We start from the raw sequence: 21,579 nt of genomic DNA on the forward strand, positions 1-21,579 counted from the left end.
ATTCGGCATGCGTGCGCGCACATGATGGCGGTTTGCCGCGCGCCCCGGTACGCGGCTCGATTGCTGCCCGCCTCACAACAACCGATACGCGAGCCGCGCGGCCGCACGAGCCGTACGCCGGTCCTGATCGAGGGCCGGGTTGTATTCGGCAATGTCCGCCGCCAGCAGCTTGCCCGACGCCCGAATGCGCAGCACCATCGCTTCGACCACGGACAACGGCACGCCGAGGGACGCCGGCGCGGACACGCCCGGCGCCGTGGCGGCCGGCAGCACGTCGAGGTCGATCGACAGGTACAGCGCGTCGGCTGCGTCGAGCAGCCGATCGAGCCGATCGAGCAGACCGGGAAGATGACGCTCCTGCATCTGCGCATCGGCGACGTACTGCACACCGAGCTGCCGTGCGCGCTCGAACAGCGCTGCCGTATTGGCCAGATCGCTGATGCCGAGGCAGACATAATCGAAAGCGAGCCCTCGAGCGGCGCAATCGCAGGCGATCTGATCGAACGGCGTACCCGAATTTGCAGGACGCGCCTGCCGCAGATCGAAATGCGCGTCGAAATTCACGATCGTCAGACGACGCGCGCCGCCGTCGCCGAGCCACGCGCGCAAGCCGCCATACGTGCCCCACGCGACCTCGTGGCCACCGCCGAGCACGAGCGGCCGCCCGCCGCAGGCGAGCGTCTCGCACACCACCTTCGCGAGCTCGGCCTGCGCGCCCTCCAGATCGCCGTTGTCGCAGACCACATCGCCCGCATCGCGCAACGTCACCGCCGGCTTGGCCGGCAGGCCCGCCAGCGCGCGGCGCAACTCCCCGGGCCCGTGCGCGGCGCCGACGCGTCCCTTGTTCCGCCGCACGCCTTCATCCGAGCCGAAGCCCACGATCACCGCCGCATCGCTTGACAGGGCCGCGCCGGTGAAGGGCTCGATCTGATCGAACAAGCGCCGGGTGTCGCCGGGCTCCCCGTCGTCGGAACGGCCGCGCCAGACCCCGTTATCGAACGGCGCCTTCATGCACGCGACAACACGGCTTGCAGGAAAGCGCGCGTGCGCGGCTGCGATGGCGCGGAGAAGATTTCCGAAGGCGGCCCGGCCTCGACGATCGCACCGCCGTCCATCACCACCACCACATCCGCGACTTCCTTCGCAAACCCCATTTCGTGCGTCACGACCACCATCGTCATGCCTTCGCTCGCGAGCAGTTTCATGACTTGCAGTACTTCGCCGACGAGCTCCGGATCGAGCGCCGAAGTCGGTTCGTCGAACAGCATGACGCGCGGCTGCATCGCCAGCGCCCGGGCGATCGCGACGCGCTGCTTCTGGCCGCCCGACAGGCTCGCCGGCATCACGTGCGCCTTGTGCGCAAGGCCCACTTTCTCCAGCAGCGCCAACGCGCCCGCTTCGGCATCGGCCTTGCTCACGCCGCGCAGCATGCGCGGGCCCACGGTGATGTTGTGCAAGACGGACAGATGCGGAAACAGATTGAACGACTGGAACACCATGCCGACTTCGGTGCGCAACGCATTCAGCGAGCGTTCGCCGAGCATCGCGCCGCGATCGATGAGACGATGGCCGCAGATGTCGATGGTGCCGCCTTCCGGTTGCTCGAGGCCGTTGCAGCACCGCAAGAAGGTGCTCTTGCCCGAGCCGCTCGGCCCGATGACGACCACCACCTGTTGCGGCTGGATGTCGAAGTCGATGCCGTTCAGCACGACGTGCGAACCGAACGACTTGGTCAGGCCACGGATCCGGACGATGGGTTCGGACGTCTTGTTCATTGCACCATTCCTCCTGCACGCAGGCGCCGCTCGACGCGATGCAGCGCGTAATTGGTCGCCTGGGTCAGCACGAGATAGACCAACGCGATGGCCAGATACACTTCGAGCGATCGGTACGACACGCTGATGATCTTCTGGCCTTCATGCATCAGATCGTCGATCGTCAGCAGCGACACGAGCGCCGAATTCTTGATGAGCGCGATGAACTCGTTGCCGAGCGGCGGAATCATGCGGACGATGGCTTGCGGCAGGATGATCGTGCGCATCGCCTGCCCCGACGACATGCCGATCGAGCGGGCCGCCTCCATCTGGCCGCGATCGACCGACTGGATCGCGCCGCGCACGATCTCCGATACGTAGGCAGCCGAATAGAAACCCAGCCCGAGCATCCCGCACACGAAAGCGGGCAGCAGAATGTTGAATTGGGGCAAGCCGAAGAACAACAGAAACAGTTGCACGAGCAGCGGCGTGCCGCGAAAGAACGTCAGGTAGGCGGTGCAAAAGCCGTAGACGAATCGCCGCTGCGGCGCGAGCCGCCCGATGCCGATCAGCAGCCCGAGCACGCAGCTGAGCGCGAGCGCGGCCGCCGTCACTTCCACCGTGACGAGCGCACCATGCGCAATATCCGTCCAGCCGGCGATCACCGGCGAGAAATCGAGTTCCATGTGCGTGACTCGGCCGGTTATTGCGCGCCGGCGCCGAACCACTTGCGGACGATCGCCGCATACGTGCCGTCGGCCTTGATCTTCGCCAACGCGGCGTCGAGCGCGGCCTTCAATTGCGGCTCGTCCTTGCGCACGGCGATGCCGTACTGCTCGGTCGTCAGCGGCTTGTCGAGCACGCGGAAGCCACCGCGCGTACGGACCAGCTGATAGGCGGCCGGCTTGCCGGTGACGGCGGCATCGGCGCGGCCGATGCCGACGAGGTCGAACATTTCCTGGTTCTTTTCCACTTCGACGCGCGTGATCTGCGGGAAGTTGTCGCGCAGGAAGTTCACCGACTTGGTGCCCACCTGCACCGACACCTTCTTGCCGCTCAGATCGGCCACCGTCTTGATCGGCGAATCGCGCTTCACCAGCGCGACGAGACCGCCCGCGTAGTACGGGCCGGCGAAATCGACGACCTTGGCGCGCTCGTCGGTGATGTATATCGCCGAGATCGCCGCGTCGAAACGATGCGCGATCAGGCCGGGAATCAATCCCTTGAAGTCGATGTCCGTCCACTGCACGCTCTTGCCCATTGCTTTGGCGAGCGCATTCATCATGTCGATGTCGAAGCCGGTTCGCACACCGTTTTCGGTGTACTCCATCGGCGCGAACGTGGCGTCGGTCGCCACGCGCAAAACGTCAGGGGTTTGCGCCGCGGCGTTGCCGCAAAAGCCGGCGAAGGTGGTCGCCAGCGCGAAGCAGGCAAGGGACAGCAGACGTTGCAATTTCATCGAAAAACTCCTTTGAGGCTCGGGGTGAGACGGATCATTCGGCTTGCAGATGCAGGGAAATCGCGCGAGCGGTTCGCAGCGTCCCGTCGATGAACTGGCTTTCGCGGCCGATCGCGCGCGTCGAAGGCGCCATCAGCGTGATCGACGCGGAGCTGCTCACGCCACGCCATGTGCGATGGAATATCGGCGCGCTGACGCCCCAGACGCCGGGGTCGACCTCGCTATCGCTCACCGCATAGCCCTGCGCGCGAATCCGCTCCAGTTCGGCTTCGATGGCCGCGCGCCCGGCGCGGTCGCCGGCGAATACCGAGTCCAGCACTTCGCTGCGCGCGTTCTCCGCCATGAAGGCCAGCAGCGATTTCGCCGACGCGCCCGCCTTCAGCGGCACCGCGCGGCCCTTTTCGAACGAGCAGCGCAGCGACTGCTCGCTGTCGACCCTGTCGAGGCACATCGCCTGATTCTTCACCGCGACGACGAGCCCGACGCTCTCCTTCGACGCCCGTGCGAGCTGCTGCATCTCCATGCGGCTCGCTTCGACAAGCATCGAGTTGACGTCGAAGCCGAGCGCAAGCTGAAGACTGATCGGACCAGGCGCATAGTGCCCCGTATGTTCAGCGACGAAGCCCCAGCGCTTGAGCAACGCGATCTGCCGATACAGCGTGCTTTGCGCGAGCCCCGTGACGCCCTGCAGATCCTTCACCGACATGGCCTTGCCATGGCTCGCAAGCGCGGCCAGCACGAGCAGCACGCGCTCCGCACCAGTGACTGTGGTTCCTGAATTCACGACGAAAGCAATGCATGTGACAACGAAGTCAGCATGCCAGACCACTCTCAAAAATTAAAACCGAATTTCCCATGAAACGGGAATGGGATGGAGGGGTTTTCCCTCGCATGAAGCGAGATCGCGTTCCGCGCGCGCGGAACGTGAAGCAGCGCGCGCCGACGGCTCATGCGCAGCGGCCCATGGCGACGTGAGAGGCCGGATTGATGTGAAGAAAACGCGGCGAAATCGGCACGGCGACAGCCCGTCGATCAGCCGGAATCGCGTCCGCCGGACGGGCGGCGGCCAATACCGCCGCGCGCCGTCGATGCCTGTCATCGCTGGCCGGCAACCCGACATCTGCATTCAATATGTCGACACGCATCGCATCGCCGCGCCGATCGCATCGCCTGGCCCGTTGCGCCGACATGTTCATGTGCGACGTCGCGGCACGCTCGATTCACTTCCTGCGCGCCGCAATGGAGACGGGGCATTGCGCGAGCACGTGGCGCTCGCGCCTCCACCGCCTCCACCGCCTCCGCTTCGATCGGCCATTCCTGATCGCTCATCACGCCCGTCAAATGACGGACTGCTTTCGACATCGCCGATGTGTATTTTAAGCACGCATCAAATGGATCTCGCATTCACGTTATTAGTAACCCAAAGAGAACCGAATCACAATAACGATTCGTTCCCGTCAGTAACCTGCGGGTAATTTAATTCCAAAATAAGACCAGTCTCTCGGCCACCCAAGATCAAGATTTCCACATTTATCCGAACAGGATGAATTCCGCCGAGTTCGACCGAAATCACGCCATTTTTATCCGAATTCACTGTCTCACGCCCCATACCGTAGCGGTATCCCGCGTCCACACGCCATCGCGGCGCAGGTCTTGCACCGCCTGCCGCACCGCCGCTCCACCTCGAGTCCGGCGCATCGTCCGCGCTTAAAAACCACCCTCGCGGCATCACACGCCAAACATGAAGGCGCCGTAAAGGATTGAAGAAGCCGAAACAATGAATCGATTCAGTCCCAGTCGATTTGTAATTTTTCGTCAGCGATCGAGGCGATATCTTAGAGATAGTCGTCTCAGACAAAATTATTTACCATTCTTTTATTAAGATCTTAAGTCAGCTATGGAATACTGGCGGCGATGGCTGTAAAGCGTATGCGAGGGAGCATGAATTCTGCGAAATTTGATTGCTGCTGCATCGCATTGCCTTGCCGATGAACCGATTTCCGCAAGTGAAAAACAAGGGCTGCGATGAATTCTGGCTCGCTTGGATCCTCTTTCGTGGTTCGAGCATGCAAAGGAGGACGAATTTGACGGTCGTAGCCCATCGCCGTCGCGGCGACGCCGATCGCCTGATTCGCGCCGTGCCGCCGACGGCGACGCGCACGTCGGCAGCCTCGGTCCGCGACGAGCGGATCGCGCGCGGTCGCGCGCATCCCATTGCCCGCCCGACGTCGCGCCCTCCCACGATACTCCCCGACGGCACATGCCGCATGCGTCGGAACAGCCATCGTCCAGATCCAGCACCGGGTTCATGCCGCCTTATTGCAATGCAATGCCGTTGCGACATCGGCGCTCCGTCCGCAGCAGGACGGGTGCGCCGCCCGGTATTTCGAAACATGACCGTTCTTGAGGTGGGAAATATGTCCGAGGCGGGGATAAGAAATTTGAATCACCTGCGCGTTTTCATGGCGATTGTCGAGAAGGGTAGTTTCACTGCGGCAGCAGAATGTCTGTGCATGTCGAAATCGCTGGTCAGCGAATACCTGAGCCGCCTCGAAGCGGAGATCGACACTCAGCTCGTGATGAGAAGCACTCGCAGGATTGCGCCTACCGACGCCGGCAACAAGCTGTATTCGGCGTCCCAGGAGTTCGTCAGCGGCCTGTACGACGTGATCGGCAGCATCCGGTGCCTGCGCCACGAATCGACCGGCCTGCTGCGCGTCGCGGCGCCCAGCGGTTTCTCCACCGCGCATCTGAGTTCGATCGCCGCGACATTCATTCATCGGCACCCGCAGATCGAGCTCGAGATCGTATGCAACGACGAGGAAATCGATCTGGTCGGCAAGCGCATCGATCTCGCGTTCGAGACGGGCTGGCCGAAGAAGAAGGGCTTCCGGATGAAGATGCTCGGCGCATTCGACCAGGTGCTCGTCGCATCGCCCGAGTATTTGCGCAAGCGCGCGGTGCCAAGACATCCTGACGATCTGCCCAGTTCGCATTGGATCGGGCACGGCGGGCTCGCGAACCTCAGCTATTCGGTGTTCGGCAACGACGGCCGCTCGGTCCGGATCCAGACGAACGGCCGCCTCAAGGTGAAATGCGTGCTGCTCGCGCATCAGATGGTGCTCGAAGGCGCGGGCGTTAGCGCGTTTCCCGACTATCTGGTCGCCGAGGACTTGCGGGAGGGACGCCTGCACCGGCTGCTGCCGACGTGGACGATGCCGAAAGGCGGCATCTACGCGTTTCGGACGTCTTCCCGGCATGCGTCGGTTCGGGAGCGACTGTTCCTCGGCGCGGTTCAGGCGTATCTGGCCGGTCTGTCCGGCGAACAGATGCGTGCAGGCGCGGCTCCGACCTAGCGGCGAACACGTTCTGTCGCTTCATGCGGAACGGCGCTCGCTTCGATGCTCGCTCGTGTACGTCGGGCCGAGCATCGGAGCAGCGCGCCGCTCTCCGGCTTCATGCGGGGTGACGACGGGTTCAGACTGGCCGTCGCCCGCACGGATATCGCGCATCGAGTTCGATCTGTCGGCCGCGATCGTATCGAAAGCCTGCGGCATCGTGTCCGCCGCTCATGCACGCAGCGATCTCCAGGCGATCGTGCGCCGCCGCCCGCGCATCGTCCCGATCATGCGCCTGCCGCTTTCCCGTGGCGCTGCGGCGCCGCCCGCGTCCACCCGCGATCGGCCGGACTGAACCACAGATGAACGTGACCGGTGCCGATCCCGTTCTCGTACTCGCTGAAGAAACGCCCGCGCGCCGCGCACGCGTGCGCGCCGATCGCGCCCGCCATCATCAGATAGTGGCCGAAGTTCGCCTCCGGATGAAAATGCAGAAACGCCGGCATCGTTTCGATCACCCGGTCGTGCCGCCCTTCTTCGAGCCACGCGATCCGCCGCTCGTCCGCCGCGCGCGCGGCCGGCGTCACGATGTTCGACGCAGCGCCCGCCATCCGGTTGCGCAGTTCCGCGAGCGGCCAGAACACGTGCGACAGTCCGCCCGACGCGATCAGCAGCACGTTGCGGGCGAGCCGCTCGACCGCCTCCGCGACGATCTCGCCCATCCGCAGGTAATCGCCGGTGGTCGCGGTCTGGCACACGGAAACGGAAATCCAGCGCTTGTCGGGCCGGCCGAGATAGGTCCACGGATTGAGCGTCGCGTAGTGGATCGGCAGGCACGGATCGTCGACCGCGGCGATCCATGACGCGCGCCGCGGCGCCAGTTCGGCGATCGCGTGCGCGAGCTCGGGATCGCCGGCGAGATCGTACGGCAGTTGCCGGATCGCGTTCGGCATCTCGTCCGACGTGAAGCGGCCCTCGCGCCGCGCGTGCGCGGTGACGACCGCCTCGGTCGTGGTCCGCCAATGGCTGTCGAAAACGAGCACCGTGTCGTAGTCGCCGGCGTCGAACACTTCGTGCCGAAGCTGCATGAGGCCGGTCGCGAGCGTGAAGTCGCGGCCGCCGTTTTCATGAAGCCGCGTCGCCTCCGACATCATCACGACGGGCGCATGCGAAATCAGGCCTGCGCCGATGATCTTTCCCATAGATAGGCATCCTTTTCAATGAGTGAGCGAGCGGGCGCAACGGCGTCACGGCACGAGCAGCAGCTTGCCGGTGGTCCGGCGCGCGGCGAGATCGGCATGCGCCTGCCGCGCGTCGGCGAGCGGATAGATGCCGCCGATCCTGATCTCGAGCGAACCGTCCGCGACAGCGTCGAACACTTCGCCCGCGCGCCACAGAAATTCGTCGACGGTCGCGCGGAAGTGTTCGAGATATGGACGCGTCAACGTGAGCGAGCCGCCCCACAAGAGCCGCATCACGTCGACGGGCGGCACCGGGCCGCTCGCACCGCCGAAAATCACCAGCGTGCCGCGCGTCCTGAGACTCGCGAGGCTCGCGTCGAACGTCGCGGCGCCGATGCCGTCGTACACCGCATGCACGCCCTTGCCGTCCGTCAACCGGCGCACCTCGGCGGCGAGATCGTCGGCCGCGTGGTGCAGGATCACGTCGTCCGCGCCGTTGCTGCGCGCAAGCGCCGCCTTCTGTTCGGTCGACACGGTGCCGATCACCCGCACCCCGCGCTGCTTCAGCCACTGCGTCAGCAGCAGCCCGACGCCGCCCGACGCCGCATGAACGAGCACGGCGTCGCCTTCGCGGGCCTTGTATGAATCATTGACGAGATAGTGCGCGGTCATCCCCTGGACGAGCGCGGCGGCGGCCGTCTGCAGATCGATTGCGTCCGGCGCGACGATCGCCTTGTCCTCCGGCACGATCACGTGTGTCGCATAGCTGCCCATCACGGTCGTCCAAGCGACGCGATCGCCCGGCTTGAAACGCGTGACGTTCGGGCCGACCGCGAGCACGCGCCCCGCGCCCTCTTCGCCCGGCGTGCCGGGCAGCGGCATCGGATAACGGCCTTCGCGGCGGTACAGATCGATGAAGTTCACGCCGGCCGCGGCGAGCTCGACGAGCAGCTCGCCTTCGCCGGGCTCGCGCCGGGTGCGCGCCACGTAATTGAGGACGTCCGGGCCGCCCGTCTCGCGGATCTCGATTGCTTGCATCAGTTCGCTCCAAGTGTTCGTCAAAGGATCAACGCGCCGGGACGCCGTCGAGTTCGATTCGATAGAGATCGAGCCAGTCGTTGAGCCGGCTGCTCGACTCCAGCAGGATTCGTTCGAATTCCGAAAGGCTGCCGGTCGCGGTCTTCGCGGTCAGGTTGCGCAGCGCGCCGCCGTCGAGGAACGGCTTCAGCGGCGCGCGACCGCCGTCGATCGCCTGATTGAGGCGCGCGATGAGACCGCGGTCGTAGCCCGGCGCCTGAATCGACGGATATGCGGCCTTCTTGCGGTTCAGCACCGACTCCGGCAGCAGATCGGCGGCCGCCGCGCGCAACAGCGCCTTCTCCTGGCCGCTGAACGTCTTCATCGCCCATGGGATGTTGAACACGTATTCGACGAGCCGGTGGTCGCAGAACGGCACGCGCCCTTCCAGGCCGCTCGCCATGCCCATCCGGTCCTTCTTGTCGAGCAGCACCGGCAGCCAGCGCGTCAGCGTCAGATAGTGCAGCTCGCGCGTGCGACGATCCTCCGCGTTTTCGCCGTCGAGGCGCGGCACCTCGGCGAGCGCCGCGCGATAGAGATCCGCTTCGTACTCGCCGAGCTTCAGCGCGTCGATGAACCATCGATGGAACAGCGCACGCGGATCGAGGCCGCGATGCGCGCCGAGCTTGAGCCATGGGAACGTCTGCGCGCCGCGCGCAGCCGGATCGGAGAACCACAGGTAGCCGCCGAAGATTTCGTCGGCCGCCTCGCCCGACAGCGCGACCGTCGCGTGCCTGCGGACCTCGGCAAAGAGGCGATATAGCGACACGTCGAGATCGGCGAAGTTGAACGGCAAGTCCCACGCGCGCATCACTGTTTCGCGCACCTGAGGATCGAGCAGCCCGGCCTGGTCCAGCTCGATCGTGTGATGGTCGCTGCCGATGTGCCGCGCAACCTCGAGCGCAAACGGCGCATCCGCCGTCGGGCGAATCGGGTCGGCTCGAAAGTGCTGCGTGTGACCGGTGAAATCGACGCAGAATGTCGACAGCGCGCCGCCGCCGTTCGCGCGCCGCTGCTTCTGCGCGATCGCGGCGATGGTGCTCGAATCGATGCCGCCCGACAGCAGCGCGCACAGCGGCACGTCGGCAATCATCTGGCGCGACACGATGTCGTCGAGCAGCGAGCGGATCGTCGCGATCGTCGTCGGCAGATCGTCGATATGCGGACGCGCTTCGAGCGCCCAATAGCGCGCTTCGACGATCCGGCCGCGCCGCACGCGCAACACATGGCCGGGCTTCAGTTCGCGCATGCCGGAGAACGGCACCTGTCCCGGCGTGCGCAGGAACAGCAACGCGTCGCACAGCCCTTCCGACGACGTGCGCGCACGCACGTCCGGATGTGCGAGGATCGCCTTCGGCTCGGAGCCGAAGATCACGCCGTCTGCCGTCGGGTAATAGAACAGCGGCTTCACGCCGAGCCGGTCGCGAACGAGCAGCAGCTCGTCGCGCGCGGTGTCCCAGATCGCGATCGAGTACATTCCGTTGAGGCGATCGACGAACGACTCGCCCCATTCGAGATACGCGCGCAGCACGACCTCGGTGTCGCAATGCGTGTCGAACCGATGGCCGAGCGCGGTCAGCTCGGCCCGCAGCTCGCGGAAGTTATACGTTTCGCCCGCATACGAAATCGCCGCGCGCGGCAGATCGCGCGGGCCGCGCTCCGGCGTGAGCATCGGCTGCGCGCCGCGTTCGGGATCGATGATCGACAGGCGCCGGTGCCCCAGCGCGACGTGCGTGTCGAGCCACACGCCGCGCGCGTCCGGGCCGCGGCGCGCGAGCGTATCGGTCATGCTGTCGACGATCTGCGCCTCGTTGCGCAGATCGCGGGCGAAGTCGACCCATCCAGTGATGCCGCACATAATTGCTCCTTTGAGTTGAAACGATAGGGATCGGATGGCGCGATTCAGCCGTGCAGCCACGGCCCTCGCGACCAGCCCGACGCGTCGTAGTCGTCCATGCAGCGCTGCGCGAACGCTTCGCAATCGGCGAGCTGGCCGAACCGGGTCGCCCACGTCAGCGAATCGAGACGGATCTGATCGAAGTTGCCGGAGTAATGCGTTTCGTAGACCGAATGACGCGAGCCGAACTCGCTGCCCGTCGCGTCCCAGATCAGCTTGAAGAGCTTGATCCGCTGTTCCGGTTCGAGCGCCGCGCCCCGGTAGTACGCGTCGATCAGCCCCTTCACCTGCGGATCGAGCAGGTCGGCCGCGCCGGATACGGTGACGAGCGGCGAGCCGCCGAGCGCGGTTTCCATCAGCTCGCGCACGCGCTTCCAGATCTGCGGCACCTGAATTCGCAGCGCCGATGCGTATTCGAGCTTCGGCACGACGACGCCGGCCTGCGTGCGCACGGGGTCGCGCGCCATCGCGGACGTGATCGCCCTCAGCAGGTGCCACAGCGAAATCAGCTCGCCGAGCGCCGCCTGAATCCCGCGAAACTGCTGCGTGCCGTTCGCGTGCGTGCCGAGCGACAGCAGCCCGATCATCAGTTCGAGCTTCACCGCGAGCCGGATGCCGGATTGGAAGTTGTAGAGATTCGCGAAACCCGACGCCGCGTAGAAGCCGGTCGCGCGCTTCACGTCGCGATAGACGAGCACGTCTTCCCATGGAATCAGCGCGCGATCGAAGATCAGCACGCTGTCGTTCTCGTCGAAACGGCTCGACAGCGGCGCGTCGAACGGGCTCGTCGCGGCGGCTTCGTACGACGGCCGGCACATCAGGCTCAGGCCCGGGTTGTCCATCCGCGCGAAGAACACGACAGCGAAGTCGTCAGCCTTGCCGGGCTCGAGCAGCGCCGACGCGACAGGCGCGACGAACGTCGCATTGGTCAGCGCGCCCGCGGTCGCGAGCATCTTCACGCCGCTCACGACAATGCCGCGATCGGTCTCGTCGACGACGTGCACGAACACGTCGCGCATGTCGTGAATCGCCTTGCTGCGATCGAGCGGCGGATTGATGATCGCGTGGTTCAGATACAGCCCGTTCCCCGCGAAGCGCTTGTACCAGTCGGCCGCGTTCTGACGAAAGTCGCCGTAGTAGTCGGCGCCCGCCTCGAGTCCCGACATGAACGCCGCCTTGTAATCGGGCGTGCGGCCCATGAAACCGTAGGTCATCTTCGACCACAGCTCGATCGCGTCGTGCGCCGACAGCAGATCGTCGACCGACTGGCTCGGCTTGAAGAAGCGATGCGTAACCTGCCCGTGCCGATCGGGCGCGGTCAGCCGCTCGCGATGCTCGCCATGCAATGCGTCGTACAGCGAAGCAATGCTGCGGGCCGCGTTGCGGAACGCGCGGTGCGACGTGACGTCGGCGATCCGTTCGCCGCCGAGATACACGTTGCGCCCGTCGCGCAGGCTGTCGAGATAATCGTTTCCGGTCATCAGCGTCATGGTCGTTCCTCCGTCGACGAAATCGTCAGGCTGCTGCATGGGGGGTTGTCTCGGCGTCTTGCAGCTGTTTCGGCAAGTGCGGATTGCGCAGCGGCGGCTCACCGTGGATGTGAACGCGGCGCAGATGGCGACCGGTCCGGCTCGTGAAGCGCTCGCGTCCGTGCAACAGCGTGAAGTTGTCGGTGAGCACGACGTCGCCCGTCTGCCAGCGATGCGCGTAATGCGCGCGCGGATCGTAGAGCGCGCGCTTCAGGCTGCCGAGCAGCGCTTCTTTCTCGTCGTCGGCGATGCCGCCGAATACGTAGCTCGACGGATTGATGAACGTGCTGTCGTCCGCGATCGGCGGCTCGCAGAAGCGCAGGATCGGAAATTCGCGGCGCGGATGCTGCTCGATAATCGGCGCTTCGACCGTGTTGCTGTAGAGCGCGACCGTGCGCTGATAGCGTCCGTGCGCGCGGCGCCACAGCGCGCGCGTCTCCGGCGTCGCGACGCGCAGCGCCTCCGTCGTGCTCGAGAACGTCGTACGCCCGCCATCCGCTTCGCCGATCGCCTGCACGCACTGGAACACCTGAAATTCCGGCACGGTTTCCAGATACATGCCGTCCCAATGCAGCGGCACGTAGCTGCTTGCGAACACATGATCGGCGGGGTGCGCCTGCTCGCACAGTTCGAGCACCGCGCCGAACGGCCACATCATGATTTCGCCGAACGTCGCGCAATAGCGGGTCATGCTTTCCGCATCGACGAAGCTGTCGAAGCCGCGCAGCACGACGAGCTGCTGGCTGCGCACCAGTGCGCGCAGCCACTCGACCGACAGCTCGCCGACATGAACATGCGCGCGGCGCGGCTTCACCAGCACGCCGAACGAACACGGTTCGCCGCCGTCGCCGACCAGCGGCTCGAGCGACACCGATCGCTGCAGGAACAAATCGCTCATACCGCCTCCAAAGGAATCCGGGGGCTGCCGGCGTTGGCCGAAGCGCTTTCGCCGCCGGCGGCGGGAAGCGGAAGGAGACCGCCGCCGCCGATTTGCGATCGCTCGATTTCGTAGTGGCTCGGCCGCTCGTCGCGCATCACGATGCGGCCACCCAGCAGCTCGACGTCGCGGCGCTTCATCAGCACGAACTGATCGCCGAAATCGACCGCGACGCCGTGCCATGGCGTCAGCCAGTTATCGCGCGTCGGCATCATATGGACGCCGATCTTCAGGCTCGCCGCGGGCTGCGGGTGGATCGACAGGCGAATCGCATCCGGAAATTGCGTGGCGAGAAGCGCGCCCCATGCCCAGCTGCGCTGAATCACGCCGAGCGCGCGCGTCTTCGAATCCTTCTGCAGCGCGGCCTTCGAGCCGCGATAGTCGGGCGTGAAGCCGTCTTCGAACATGAAGCGGGTGATCGCGCGATACAGCAGCGTGCCCTCCTCCTCGCTCGTCAGCTTTCGCTTGATCGCGTCGATCGGATCGGCGAATTCGTCGACGAGCAGCCGCCGCATTTCGCCGAAGCTCGACGTCCGGTTCGCGAACGCTTCGAAGTTCTCGAGGTTGTACGTCGACAGATGGTCCGCATGCAGATCCGCGATGATCTGCCGCAGCGCGCCCTGATACGCGGTGATGTCGCGATCGTCGACGCGGATCAGATCGCCGAACACCCGGCCGTCCGAGCAAATGGTCAGCTTCGCGCCGGGCGCATGGAAGCTTCGAATCCGCTCGCACAGGTCATTCAGGAACGACAGCGAGAGCTTCTCGGCCATGTCCGGAAAGCGCCCCAACACCTTGTTCGGATTCGGCGATTTGGACGGGAACGCCGGCAAGACGAATTCCACCGGCCGCGCCGTATCGACGAATACACGGATTCTGGGAAGCTGAACGGCGTGAATCTGCTCGATTTCGTGACGGATATCCGAATCCGTCGTGTATTCGGGATATCGACGATGGATCTTGAGAATTTCGCCCAGGATCGCCAGGGAAATCTCGTTGTTCCGGTCGTTTTTCATGAATTTCGACCTCGCTGATCGAATAGGTTAATGGCGAGGGAAATTCTATTTTTCGTTTAAAACTTGATAAATACTGATTAATCGAAATAACCGTTCGGAGAATCTGCTTACATGGCGAATAAAAATACGGCCATCCGCGCTCATTCAGATTGATGACGCGTTTCTGGCTTATCGATTGATTAACGGATTGAAATGCTGACCAGGATTGGAATGATGGGCGATATGCGGGAGACGGAAACGAGAAACTGAATTCGCCATTTGAACGACCACGTGCATCATCTTCTGCGAACTGGATTCGATCAGAACGGATATCGATGGAGAGTCTGGAAATAGCCCATTCAAACAGCTTTTATTCAATCGATCGCGCTCGACACACTCCGATTCATCCGATGAGCCGCCGATATGACTGCGCCGGGAACAAGAAAGGGAAACGAAGCGACAATGGCCCCGACCGCTGCCGTCTCGCGTCAAGCGCGCCAAATGTGAAGCGCGGCTCATCGATCGTCGGAACGGCGTGCAGCGGCAAGCCGCCGCCTTTCGCCGGCCACGGCCAACCCGCGCATGCCTCGTGCGAGCGCCACGCATCGGCATGCGCCCGCGCCCAAGCATCTACATCAAGCCGCCACGCCGATGCCGAACACGTGCATCTTGCCCGCGCTCACCTGCCGCGGCAGCGTGACGCTCGTCACGACCTTGCCGGCCGGCACCGGAATCTTCTGCGCGAAGATGTAGGTCTTCACGTTGTCCGTCTGCCCGCTGCCGGCGTTGCGATAGGCGGCCGTCGCCGCGATCGCCGACTTCGCGCTCGCGCTGCCGCCGTTCAGCGTCCAGTCGTCGAACGACAGCGTGACCTGCGCACTCGTTCCGTCCGCGAAGTTCAGCCGCGCGATACCCGCGCTCGGCCCGTTGTTCGACGCGCCCAGCACGACGACGCTGCTGCCCGTCGAGCCCGGCGGCAACATCACGGCCTGGCCGACCGTCACCGCGTTGTCGCACATGAACGCCGGCGGCGCTCGATGCGGCGCCGCGCCATCCGACGTTCGCCCGCCATGATCGAGCGCACTGCCGTCACGGCCTCCATCGATAGACGACGATGCTCGAGCCGTTGTAGTTGTCTTTCGTGATCACGTATTCGCCCGTCGATCGCAGATAGGCTCTCAGGCCGTACATCGAATCGACGTCGTTGCCGACGTCCATCGTGCCTGTGTTCGAATTGATCAGCGTGGTGACGAGCTGGCCCGTGTTGAGATCGAAGACGTCGACGTTCGGCACGGTGTGCACGTAGCCGACGAACAGATAGTTGCCGGCCGCCGCGATCGACTTCGGATTGGGGTTCGTAAGCGTGATGACCGGATTCGGCTGGGTGACGTTGCCGGCGTTCCAGCCGTGATAGACCTCGATCCGCCCGTTCATCGCCGTCCAGTCCCAGCTCCCCGCGAACCCCTGCGCGAGGATCATCGTATCGCTCTCGGACATGTGGAGGATGCGCGCCGAAGGCTGGATGCTCGCAGGCGTCGGGATCGAAGCGGCCGCGCCCCAGATCGGCTTGCCGGTCGCATCGAAGCCCGTCAGCGGATAGTGCGCGATGGCGTTCGTCCCGTTGAGGCCGGCCCACACGTCCCCCTTGTCGTCGATCGAGAATCCGGCCGTCACCTGCAGCGTCGTATTGAACGCCTTGCCCGGCAGCGACGCATCCGGGATCGCGATGTAGCCGCTTGCCGCGTTGAAGTGATAGAAGTTGAAGTTGCCCGGATTCTGCCCCGATGCGACGAGAATCTTGTTGCCGCCGACGCTGACGAGCTGGCCGAAGTGCTGGCCGCGCTGGTAGTCGTTCATGTCGAGACGCGGATCGGAAGGGTACGTGAACGGATCGACGGTGTTCGCGACGAAGGTGCCGCCCGCGGTACCTGTGTAGATGTTCATCCCGCTATAGAAGTAAGCGCCGTCCGTCGTCGGATCCGGCGCGGCGATCGCCTCGAAGTTGAGCGCCTGGAGCTTCCACAACGTGTTGCCGAAGGTGTCGTATGCGCGAATGTCGGTGGCGCCGTTGCGGCCGAGATCCCAACCGCCGCCCCATGGATTGTTGAGCACGTATAGCGTGCCGGCGGCGTCCTTGCCGATGCCGACCACGCGCGTGAAGCGCTTGTCGCCGACCTGGCCTTTGATGCCCGTCGTGGTGTCGAGATAGCCGCCCAGCACGCCGAACGTGCCGACCTGCTTCGGAATGCCTGCGATACCGTAAAGCTTGATGTTCATGTCGGGCCCCTGATCGCCGACCATCAGTTGCCGTTTCGATGCATCGTAGTACAGCGACGACGGCCGCGACGTCGTCGGCATCTGGATCGTGTTCATCAACGCGCCCGCCGGACTGAATTCGACGATCTTGGCCGCGTTCTTTTGGGCTACCCAGATATTTCCCGCACCGTCGAGCGCGAGCGCGCCGGGATTCGCGATGCTGATGTCGCGCTGCCAGACGCCGTCGGTCGTGAAAACCCGCACGCGGTTGCCGAAGAAGTCGCTTGCATAGAGGCGCGTGCCCGCCGTCGCGAGACCGGTGATCACGTCGGCCCGGCTGACGGCGTTCCACACGCTGACGGGAATCACGAGATCGCGTGCGAGCGTCGTCCGGTTGTAGCGCGCGGCCGAGCCGCTGCCCTGCGAGGTGCTGTATTGCGACGCCGCGAAGATCGATGTCGCGTTGCCCGTAATCGCGCCGCCCTGGAACTCGGCGTGCGTGCCGATCGAACCGAGGCCCTTGCCGTTCTGGTAGATCGCGACGCCGCCTTCGTTTTCGTCCCAGAAGGAAGCCGTATAGACGACGCCTTCGGGCGAGACCCACATCGACCGCGCGTTGTTGCCGACGTGCGACGCAATGGTTCCGTAACTGTTCGCCAACCAGTCCGTCGTGTATTGCGCCTGCGCCGCGGGCGCGATCATCGCGATCACGGCGCCGACCCATGCGGCATGGATGCGTTTCTTGACCATGATTGATGCTCTCCTGACCTGGCCCGTCGAAACCGTCGAAATATGGATTGCCGGGCATGACATGAGTGAGTACGGCGAGCGAATCGCCGCCGCCCTCGCTGATTGGTCACCACGCATCTTCAGCCGCATCGCGATTTGCTTCGCGCCGCCACGCGACATGGCAGGCTCGTCGACACTCGTCTCGTGTCCGTATCGCTTGCTTTTTCGGATCGCTCCGTCGATCCGTCGTCGAATGACGATGGGTTTCGCCTTGTCGCTCGCAATTGAATTTGTTAAGGAGTCTGGATCGACGCCCTATTTCTTGATTCGGTAAAACCGTCAGCAAGTCCGATTCGAAAGCGGTAGAAAATACAGCCGCCTCGATGCCTCGCTAGTCGATTATCCGGCGTAATGAGCAAACGCTTTTGCGACTCGCCGATCCGGCCCGAAGTGAAACACTTCGAGCGCCAGCCGCCCTTTCGCGCCACGGTAATGAATCGCGACGCTGTCGACGCCGGCCAGCGTTGCAATCCATTCGAAATGCAAATCCGGAATCATGTGCAGCGCCTTCGACCAGTACGCGCCGACCGCGCCCTTGCCGCAAAGACACCCGCTGGGCTCGCCAGCGATCTGTGCGATCATCGGCGACGACATTTCGAATCCGTCGGCGTAGTGCGACAGGATCCGGTCGAGGTCGTGCGCATTCCAAGCGTCGATCCATTCCCGGCCGAATTGCTGAGCGAATTCCTGCGTGATGGGTTCCATTGGGGGCGAGTATCGAGGATTGCTTGAGATAAGCCGGCGGGCGTCAACCGTCATTCAACGGCTTGCGTCCCTGGCATCGTTCGGTTTGCGAATCGTTTTCGCTTCGCATTCGGCATTTCATCCATGATTCCGACTCAAGGCTAGCACGCAATCATGTCATGACGATATTCATTTGATATGGCTCGCGTCCTGATCGAAGACGGACGATTCCGCTATGGACCGGGTTCATCGGTCGGCAGTTCATCGGTCGGCATTTGCGCCAAGTTGGTGCCGACGTTAGGATACCGGCTCATCCGGTCATCCTGCCGCGCATCGCCGATCCGGCTGCCGACGGGATGACCGCAACGGCCGGCCGTTCGACACGCGTCGATCGATTGGCCGAGCGCCGCTGAAACAGATCGTCGGCCATCGCGTCCCGCATCGCGCAGACCGCGCATTCAGTTCTCTTTATTTTCCGAATCGATATGGTCACTCGCTCTTCTCAATTACCGGCTGTTCGCGCAATCGTCACCGGCCACACGCGCGGACTCGGCGCGGCGCTCGCCGCACATCTGCTTCAACGGAACATCGCGGTGCTCGGTCTGTCGCGCAGCCGTCATCCGTCGCTCGGCGCGCAGGCGGGCGACCGGTTCGTCGAAGCCGAGCTGGATCTGTCGGACCCGGCGCGCGTCGAAGCGTGGCTCGCCGGCGACGCGCTCGGCGATTTCGTCGCCGGCGCGAGCAGCGTGCTGCTGTTCAACAACGCGGGGACCGTCGAGCCGATCGGCCCGCTCGACACGCAGGACGCGGCGGCGATCGCGCGCGCGGTCGGCCTGAACGTCGCGACGCCGCTGATGCTCGCGAGCGCGATCGCAAAGATCGCGTCCGAAACGGCCGAGCACCGCATCGTGCACATCTCGAGCGGCGCCGCGCGCAACGCGTATGCAGGCTGGAGCGTCTATTGCGCAACCAAGGCCGCGCTCGATCATCACGCGCGAGCGGTCGCAGCGGATGCGAATCGCGCGCTGCGGATCTGCAGCGTCGCGCCGGGCGTCGTGGACACCGGCATGCAGGCGACGATCCGCGCCAGCAGCAGCGACCGGTTTCCGTCGCGCGAGCGGTTCGAGCAGCTCAAGTCGAGCGGCGCGCTCACGACGCCGGACGACGCCGCGCGCCAGCTTGTCGACTACGCGCTGAGCGACGACTTCGGCAAGGCGCCGACGGCCGACCTGCGCGATTTGGGGTGAAGCCGGGACGCGAGCCTGAATGTGCGGCCTGAATGTGCGGCCTGATACGCGTCGCCGGCATCCTGTCCGGCGCGCCGACACGGCAGCCGACTGCCGCGACTTTTTCTGCGGTGCCGCCGATCGAAAACGCGAGCCCTTCGATTCACCGAAGGCCGCCGAATGGGCAACGCGGACGCAGCGTCGGTGAGGGAATCTCGATGCATGCGCGCGGCGCGAAGCCGCACGCCGCCATCGTGCATGAGAGCCTTGGCATGATCCGCCCGGCAACGATTTCGCATCGCACGAAAATCGGCCGACGCGCGCTGAAGCAGGCATTCCGCGCCCAGCGCGCGACCTCGGATCGAATCACGCCAATCGGACTCGCTTCACTGCTCAGTGGCGATGGTGATGCTTGCCGTGACGGTTGCCCCGGCGATAGCCGCGGTCGTAGTCGTCTTTGTACGAATTCGAGCGCGAGATGTTGCCGCCGAGCGCGGCACCCGCGCCGCCGCCGACGGCCGCGCCGACCAGGCCGCCGCCGCGGCCGCCCATCGCGTTGCCCGCCGCGGTGCCCGCACCGCCGCCGAGCGCGCCGCCGATGATCGCGCCCGTGCGCTCGCGGCGATTCGACGTGACCGCGCCGCCGGCGCCGCCGCCGACCGCCCCGCCGATCACCGCCCCCGTGCTGCCGCCCACTGCGCCGCCGACCGCCGCGCCGGCCACACCGCCGAGTGCGCCGCCGAGCGCATTGTTCATGTCGCCGGCGACGGCCGGCAGCGACGCAGCAGCAGTCAGCGCCGCGATCGCAACGATCTGGATGAGTTTCTTCGACATAATTGAAAGGTCTTCTTTCGTTTTAGGTTTGAAGCAGCGGCGAGTATACCGGGGCAATGAAAGGTATCTGTTTCCTTTCGGTGCGGCTGCGGTAAGAGATGTAACAAAGTGATCCGGCCGTGCGCGGCTGGTATGGCGCGGCTTGGCGGCGCGCATGGGCACGGACGCGAGCCGCAAAAGATCAGGAATTCGGGGAACGAATCAGGGACCGCCGGACGACACGCGAACCGCGCCGTAGCGTTTTCGTATGACGCGGAATCGGATGCGGAAAGCGTGCGTCTAATCCCGCCGACGCATCGGTCACGCGCGCAACGTAGGTGCGAGACCGTCGGTACCGGACGACGACATTGCCACGAATCGAAGGCGTCGCGGCAGCGTGCTCCGACGTCGCCGTTCGCCGGACATCACGTCCGCGTAGCGCACGATATCGTTCAAGTAGCCATCATCCGCCGATCTGCACGCAATCGTCGATCACCGCGACGCGCGCGCCGCGTCTCGCCAGCGCCAGCGCCGACGCATCGTCGTGCGCGAACGGATGAGCGGGCGCATCTGTCTCGCGCCACGCATGGCGTTTCAGCAGTTCCCAATAGCCGCCGCGAATCACGAAGCCGCCGCATTTTCGCGCATACGCATCGCGTCGCATCCGGTAGGCGCGCGGCAGGTGATACCAGGGCAGTTTCGGCAGATCGTGATGCACGAGATGGTAGTTGTTGTTCAGGTACAGGAGGCGCATCACGGGGCCGGCTTCGTTGATCGCGATGCGCGCCTTCGGATGCGCGGCTGCGCGATGCTCGTACAACGAACGAATCATCGCAAGCGACTGCGCGGGCCACGTGATCGCGAACAGGTAGTACCACCACGGCACGCCGACCGACAAATGCAGCCACGCGAGCAACATGACGACGGACACGCCGTGCGCGGCCCACATCGGCGCGTAGCGCCAGTCGCCGCCGCGCCATGCGTGCAGCGTATCCGCGCACATCGCGGCGACGCTCGCCGGCGGCCCGACGACGAACCGCCCGACGAAGCTCTTGCGCGCATGCCACAGCGCGCGCCGCCAGTGCGGGAGCCGCACCCACTGCGCACGCGGCACGTAATTGCTTTCCGGATCGATGCCCGGCACCGTCAGGTCTTCGTCGCGGTGATGCTCGAGATGGGTATCGCGATACAGCGTGTACGGATACCAAACCGCCAGCGGCGGATAGCCGAGCAGCTTGCTCAAGCGCGCGGAGCGCGTCGGATGGCCGTGCAGCAGCTCATGCTGCAGTGACGTGTGCCATGCGCACAGCGCGATCAGCGGCGGCGTCGCGGCCGCGAGCGGCAGTCGCCCGGCGCGCACGCACAGCAGCACGCCGAGCCAGCCGCCGTAGATGACGACGATCAGCAGCCAGGTCGGCCACTCGGTGCGCGCGGCGAAACGGCCGCCGAGCGCCTCGATCTCGCGCGCATGATCTACGTCGAAGTATTCGGCCATGTTTCAGTAATGACGGAGGCCGAACGTCGACAAGCGCGAACGACAACGTCGTCGCCCGCGATACGCACGGCGGAACACGCACCGTAACCAACCGCCGCCGCCGGACCAACCAATGGATTCGCATTTGCTTATGCGGCGGGATCGGCGTT

The 21,579-nt window shown here is 64.7% G+C and carries 19 protein-coding genes and 1 pseudogene; 3 read left to right on the plus strand and 17 right to left on the minus strand.

Annotated features, from left to right (window positions below; all coding sequences use genetic code 11):
* Positions 1 to 72: 72 nt before the first annotated feature.
* From hutG to WS69_RS33250, 6 genes are all read right to left on the minus strand, one after another.
* On the minus strand, positions 73 to 1,011 hold the full coding sequence (gene hutG, locus WS69_RS12500) for a formimidoylglutamase (protein WP_059471078.1): 939 nt from the start codon (positions 1,009 to 1,011) through the stop codon (positions 73 to 75).
* Positions 1,008 to 1,775, minus strand: coding sequence for an amino acid ABC transporter ATP-binding protein (locus WS69_RS12505; RefSeq protein WP_059471079.1), 768 nt, complete (start codon positions 1,773 to 1,775; stop codon positions 1,008 to 1,010). Before WS69_RS12505 ends, hutG begins: the two co-directional genes overlap by 4 nt.
* Positions 1,772 to 2,440 carry an amino acid ABC transporter permease gene (locus WS69_RS12510; protein ID WP_059471080.1) on the minus strand — a complete coding sequence of 223 codons (669 nt, stop codon included), beginning with the start codon at positions 2,438 to 2,440 and terminating at the stop codon, positions 1,772 to 1,774. The genes WS69_RS12505 and WS69_RS12510 overlap by 4 nt, the downstream gene beginning before the upstream one ends.
* Before the next feature lie 17 nt (positions 2,441 to 2,457).
* Positions 2,458 to 3,213, minus strand: a complete 756-nt coding sequence (locus WS69_RS12515) for a transporter substrate-binding domain-containing protein (protein WP_059471081.1) — start codon at positions 3,211 to 3,213, stop codon at positions 2,458 to 2,460.
* A 34-nt stretch (positions 3,214 to 3,247) separates the two neighbouring features.
* Complete coding sequence (locus WS69_RS12520; protein WP_059471155.1) at positions 3,248 to 3,997, minus strand: IclR family transcriptional regulator; 750 nt, start codon at positions 3,995 to 3,997, stop codon at positions 3,248 to 3,250.
* A gap of 163 nt (positions 3,998 to 4,160) precedes the next feature.
* Positions 4,161 to 4,409 (minus strand): hypothetical protein, encoded by a 249-nt coding sequence (locus tag WS69_RS33250; protein ID WP_156438091.1) that lies wholly within the window; start codon positions 4,407 to 4,409, stop codon positions 4,161 to 4,163.
* 1,221 nt (positions 4,410 to 5,630) lie between these two features.
* On the opposite strand from WS69_RS33250, the gene WS69_RS12525 reads away from it, so the two are divergent.
* Complete coding sequence (locus tag WS69_RS12525; RefSeq protein WP_162499018.1) at positions 5,631 to 6,569, plus strand: LysR family transcriptional regulator; 939 nt, start codon at positions 5,631 to 5,633, stop codon at positions 6,567 to 6,569.
* Positions 6,570 to 6,838: 269 nt separating this feature from the next.
* On the opposite strand, the gene WS69_RS12535 is transcribed toward WS69_RS12525, so the two are convergent.
* The 8 genes and pseudogenes from WS69_RS12535 to WS69_RS12570 all read right to left on the minus strand — a co-directional run bounded on the left by WS69_RS12535 (position 6,839) and on the right by WS69_RS12570 (position 17,173).
* The gene (locus tag WS69_RS12535; protein ID WP_059471084.1) at positions 6,839 to 7,753 is read right to left on the minus strand and encodes a catechol 1,2-dioxygenase; all 915 of its coding nucleotides are present in this window, start codon (positions 7,751 to 7,753) and stop codon (positions 6,839 to 6,841) included.
* A gap of 45 nt (positions 7,754 to 7,798) precedes the next feature.
* Entirely contained in the window at positions 7,799 to 8,770 is a 972-nt protein-coding gene (locus WS69_RS12540) for a quinone oxidoreductase family protein (protein ID WP_059471156.1), read from the minus strand.
* A 28-nt stretch (positions 8,771 to 8,798) separates the two neighbouring features.
* Positions 8,799 to 10,667: an asparagine synthase (glutamine-hydrolyzing) gene (asnB, locus tag WS69_RS12545; RefSeq protein WP_059471085.1), complete on the minus strand. Its 1,869-nt coding sequence runs from the start codon at positions 10,665 to 10,667 to the stop codon at positions 8,799 to 8,801.
* A gap of 44 nt (positions 10,668 to 10,711) precedes the next feature.
* The gene (locus WS69_RS12550; RefSeq protein WP_059471086.1) at positions 10,712 to 12,196 is read right to left on the minus strand and encodes a 4-hydroxyphenylacetate 3-hydroxylase family protein; all 1,485 of its coding nucleotides are present in this window, start codon (positions 12,194 to 12,196) and stop codon (positions 10,712 to 10,714) included.
* 25 nt (positions 12,197 to 12,221) lie between these two features.
* Positions 12,222 to 13,133, minus strand: coding sequence for a TauD/TfdA dioxygenase family protein (locus tag WS69_RS12555; protein WP_059471087.1), 912 nt, complete (start codon positions 13,131 to 13,133; stop codon positions 12,222 to 12,224).
* The gene (locus WS69_RS12560; RefSeq protein WP_059471088.1) at positions 13,130 to 14,188 is read right to left on the minus strand and encodes an L-tyrosine/L-tryptophan isonitrile synthase family protein; all 1,059 of its coding nucleotides are present in this window, start codon (positions 14,186 to 14,188) and stop codon (positions 13,130 to 13,132) included. The genes WS69_RS12555 and WS69_RS12560 overlap by 4 nt, the downstream gene beginning before the upstream one ends.
* A gap of 614 nt (positions 14,189 to 14,802) precedes the next feature.
* Positions 14,803 to 15,267 (minus strand): annotated as a pseudogene (locus tag WS69_RS12565) (GH92 family glycosyl hydrolase); the annotation flags it as partial.
* Entirely contained in the window at positions 15,257 to 17,173 is a 1,917-nt protein-coding gene (locus WS69_RS12570; protein WP_059471090.1) for an SMP-30/gluconolactonase/LRE family protein, read from the minus strand. The pseudogene WS69_RS12565 and the gene WS69_RS12570, both read right to left, overlap by 11 nt.
* On the opposite strand from WS69_RS12570, the gene WS69_RS12575 reads away from it, so the two are divergent.
* Positions 17,166 to 17,486 (plus strand): hypothetical protein, encoded by a 321-nt coding sequence (locus tag WS69_RS12575; RefSeq protein ID WP_156438093.1) that lies wholly within the window; start codon positions 17,166 to 17,168, stop codon positions 17,484 to 17,486. The two genes, WS69_RS12570 and WS69_RS12575, sit on opposite strands and share 8 nt — an antisense overlap.
* A 65-nt stretch (positions 17,487 to 17,551) precedes the next feature.
* On the opposite strand, the gene WS69_RS12580 is transcribed toward WS69_RS12575, so the two are convergent.
* Positions 17,552 to 17,917, minus strand: coding sequence for a nuclear transport factor 2 family protein (locus tag WS69_RS12580; RefSeq protein ID WP_059471092.1), 366 nt, complete (start codon positions 17,915 to 17,917; stop codon positions 17,552 to 17,554).
* A 464-nt stretch (positions 17,918 to 18,381) separates the two neighbouring features.
* On the opposite strand from WS69_RS12580, the gene WS69_RS12585 reads away from it, so the two are divergent.
* On the plus strand, positions 18,382 to 19,143 hold the full coding sequence (locus WS69_RS12585) for an SDR family oxidoreductase (protein ID WP_059471093.1): 762 nt from the start codon (positions 18,382 to 18,384) through the stop codon (positions 19,141 to 19,143).
* A 372-nt stretch (positions 19,144 to 19,515) separates the two neighbouring features.
* On the opposite strand, the gene WS69_RS12590 is transcribed toward WS69_RS12585, so the two are convergent.
* Entirely contained in the window at positions 19,516 to 19,956 is a 441-nt protein-coding gene (locus tag WS69_RS12590; protein ID WP_059471094.1) for a hypothetical protein, read from the minus strand.
* A 442-nt stretch (positions 19,957 to 20,398) separates the two neighbouring features.
* Positions 20,399 to 21,430 (minus strand): fatty acid desaturase, encoded by a 1,032-nt coding sequence (locus tag WS69_RS12595; protein ID WP_059471095.1) that lies wholly within the window; start codon positions 21,428 to 21,430, stop codon positions 20,399 to 20,401.
* Between the last annotated feature and the right edge of the window lie 149 nt (positions 21,431 to 21,579).

This window comes from Burkholderia sp. BDU5 (assembly GCF_001522845.1).
In the GTDB taxonomy this organism is placed as follows: Bacteria; Pseudomonadota; Gammaproteobacteria; order Burkholderiales; family Burkholderiaceae; genus Burkholderia; species Burkholderia mayonis.

Excerpts from the sequence above, each read along its gene's own strand:
- WS69_RS12535 (WP_059471084.1), bottom strand. The coding sequence starts at position 7,753 with ATGGGAAAGATCATCGGCGCAGGCCTGATTTCGCATGCGCCCGTCGTG.
- WS69_RS12585 (WP_059471093.1), top strand. The coding sequence starts at position 18,382 with ATGGTCACTCGCTCTTCTCAATTACCGGCTGTTCGCGCAATCGTCACC.
- WS69_RS12580 (WP_059471092.1), bottom strand. The coding sequence starts at position 17,917 with ATGGAACCCATCACGCAGGAATTCGCTCAGCAATTCGGCCGGGAATGG.
- WS69_RS12550 (WP_059471086.1), bottom strand. The coding sequence starts at position 12,196 with ATGACGCTGATGACCGGAAACGATTATCTCGACAGCCTGCGCGACGGG.
- WS69_RS12505 (WP_059471079.1), bottom strand. The coding sequence starts at position 1,775 with ATGAACAAGACGTCCGAACCCATCGTCCGGATCCGTGGCCTGACCAAG.
- WS69_RS12510 (WP_059471080.1), bottom strand. The coding sequence starts at position 2,440 with ATGGAACTCGATTTCTCGCCGGTGATCGCCGGCTGGACGGATATTGCG.
- asnB (WP_059471085.1), bottom strand. The coding sequence starts at position 10,667 with ATGTGCGGCATCACTGGATGGGTCGACTTCGCCCGCGATCTGCGCAAC.
- WS69_RS12525 (WP_162499018.1), top strand. The coding sequence starts at position 5,631 with ATGTCCGAGGCGGGGATAAGAAATTTGAATCACCTGCGCGTTTTCATG.
- WS69_RS12590 (WP_059471094.1), bottom strand. The coding sequence starts at position 19,956 with ATGTCGAAGAAACTCATCCAGATCGTTGCGATCGCGGCGCTGACTGCT.
- WS69_RS33250 (WP_156438091.1), bottom strand. The coding sequence starts at position 4,409 with ATGAACATGTCGGCGCAACGGGCCAGGCGATGCGATCGGCGCGGCGAT.
- WS69_RS12570 (WP_059471090.1), bottom strand. The coding sequence starts at position 17,173 with ATGGTCAAGAAACGCATCCATGCCGCATGGGTCGGCGCCGTGATCGCG.
- WS69_RS12560 (WP_059471088.1), bottom strand. The coding sequence starts at position 14,188 with ATGAAAAACGACCGGAACAACGAGATTTCCCTGGCGATCCTGGGCGAA.
- hutG (WP_059471078.1), bottom strand. The coding sequence starts at position 1,011 with ATGAAGGCGCCGTTCGATAACGGGGTCTGGCGCGGCCGTTCCGACGAC.
- WS69_RS12515 (WP_059471081.1), bottom strand. The coding sequence starts at position 3,213 with ATGAAATTGCAACGTCTGCTGTCCCTTGCCTGCTTCGCGCTGGCGACC.
- WS69_RS12540 (WP_059471156.1), bottom strand. The coding sequence starts at position 8,770 with ATGCAAGCAATCGAGATCCGCGAGACGGGCGGCCCGGACGTCCTCAAT.
- WS69_RS12555 (WP_059471087.1), bottom strand. The coding sequence starts at position 13,133 with ATGAGCGATTTGTTCCTGCAGCGATCGGTGTCGCTCGAGCCGCTGGTC.
- WS69_RS12595 (WP_059471095.1), bottom strand. The coding sequence starts at position 21,430 with ATGGCCGAATACTTCGACGTAGATCATGCGCGCGAGATCGAGGCGCTC.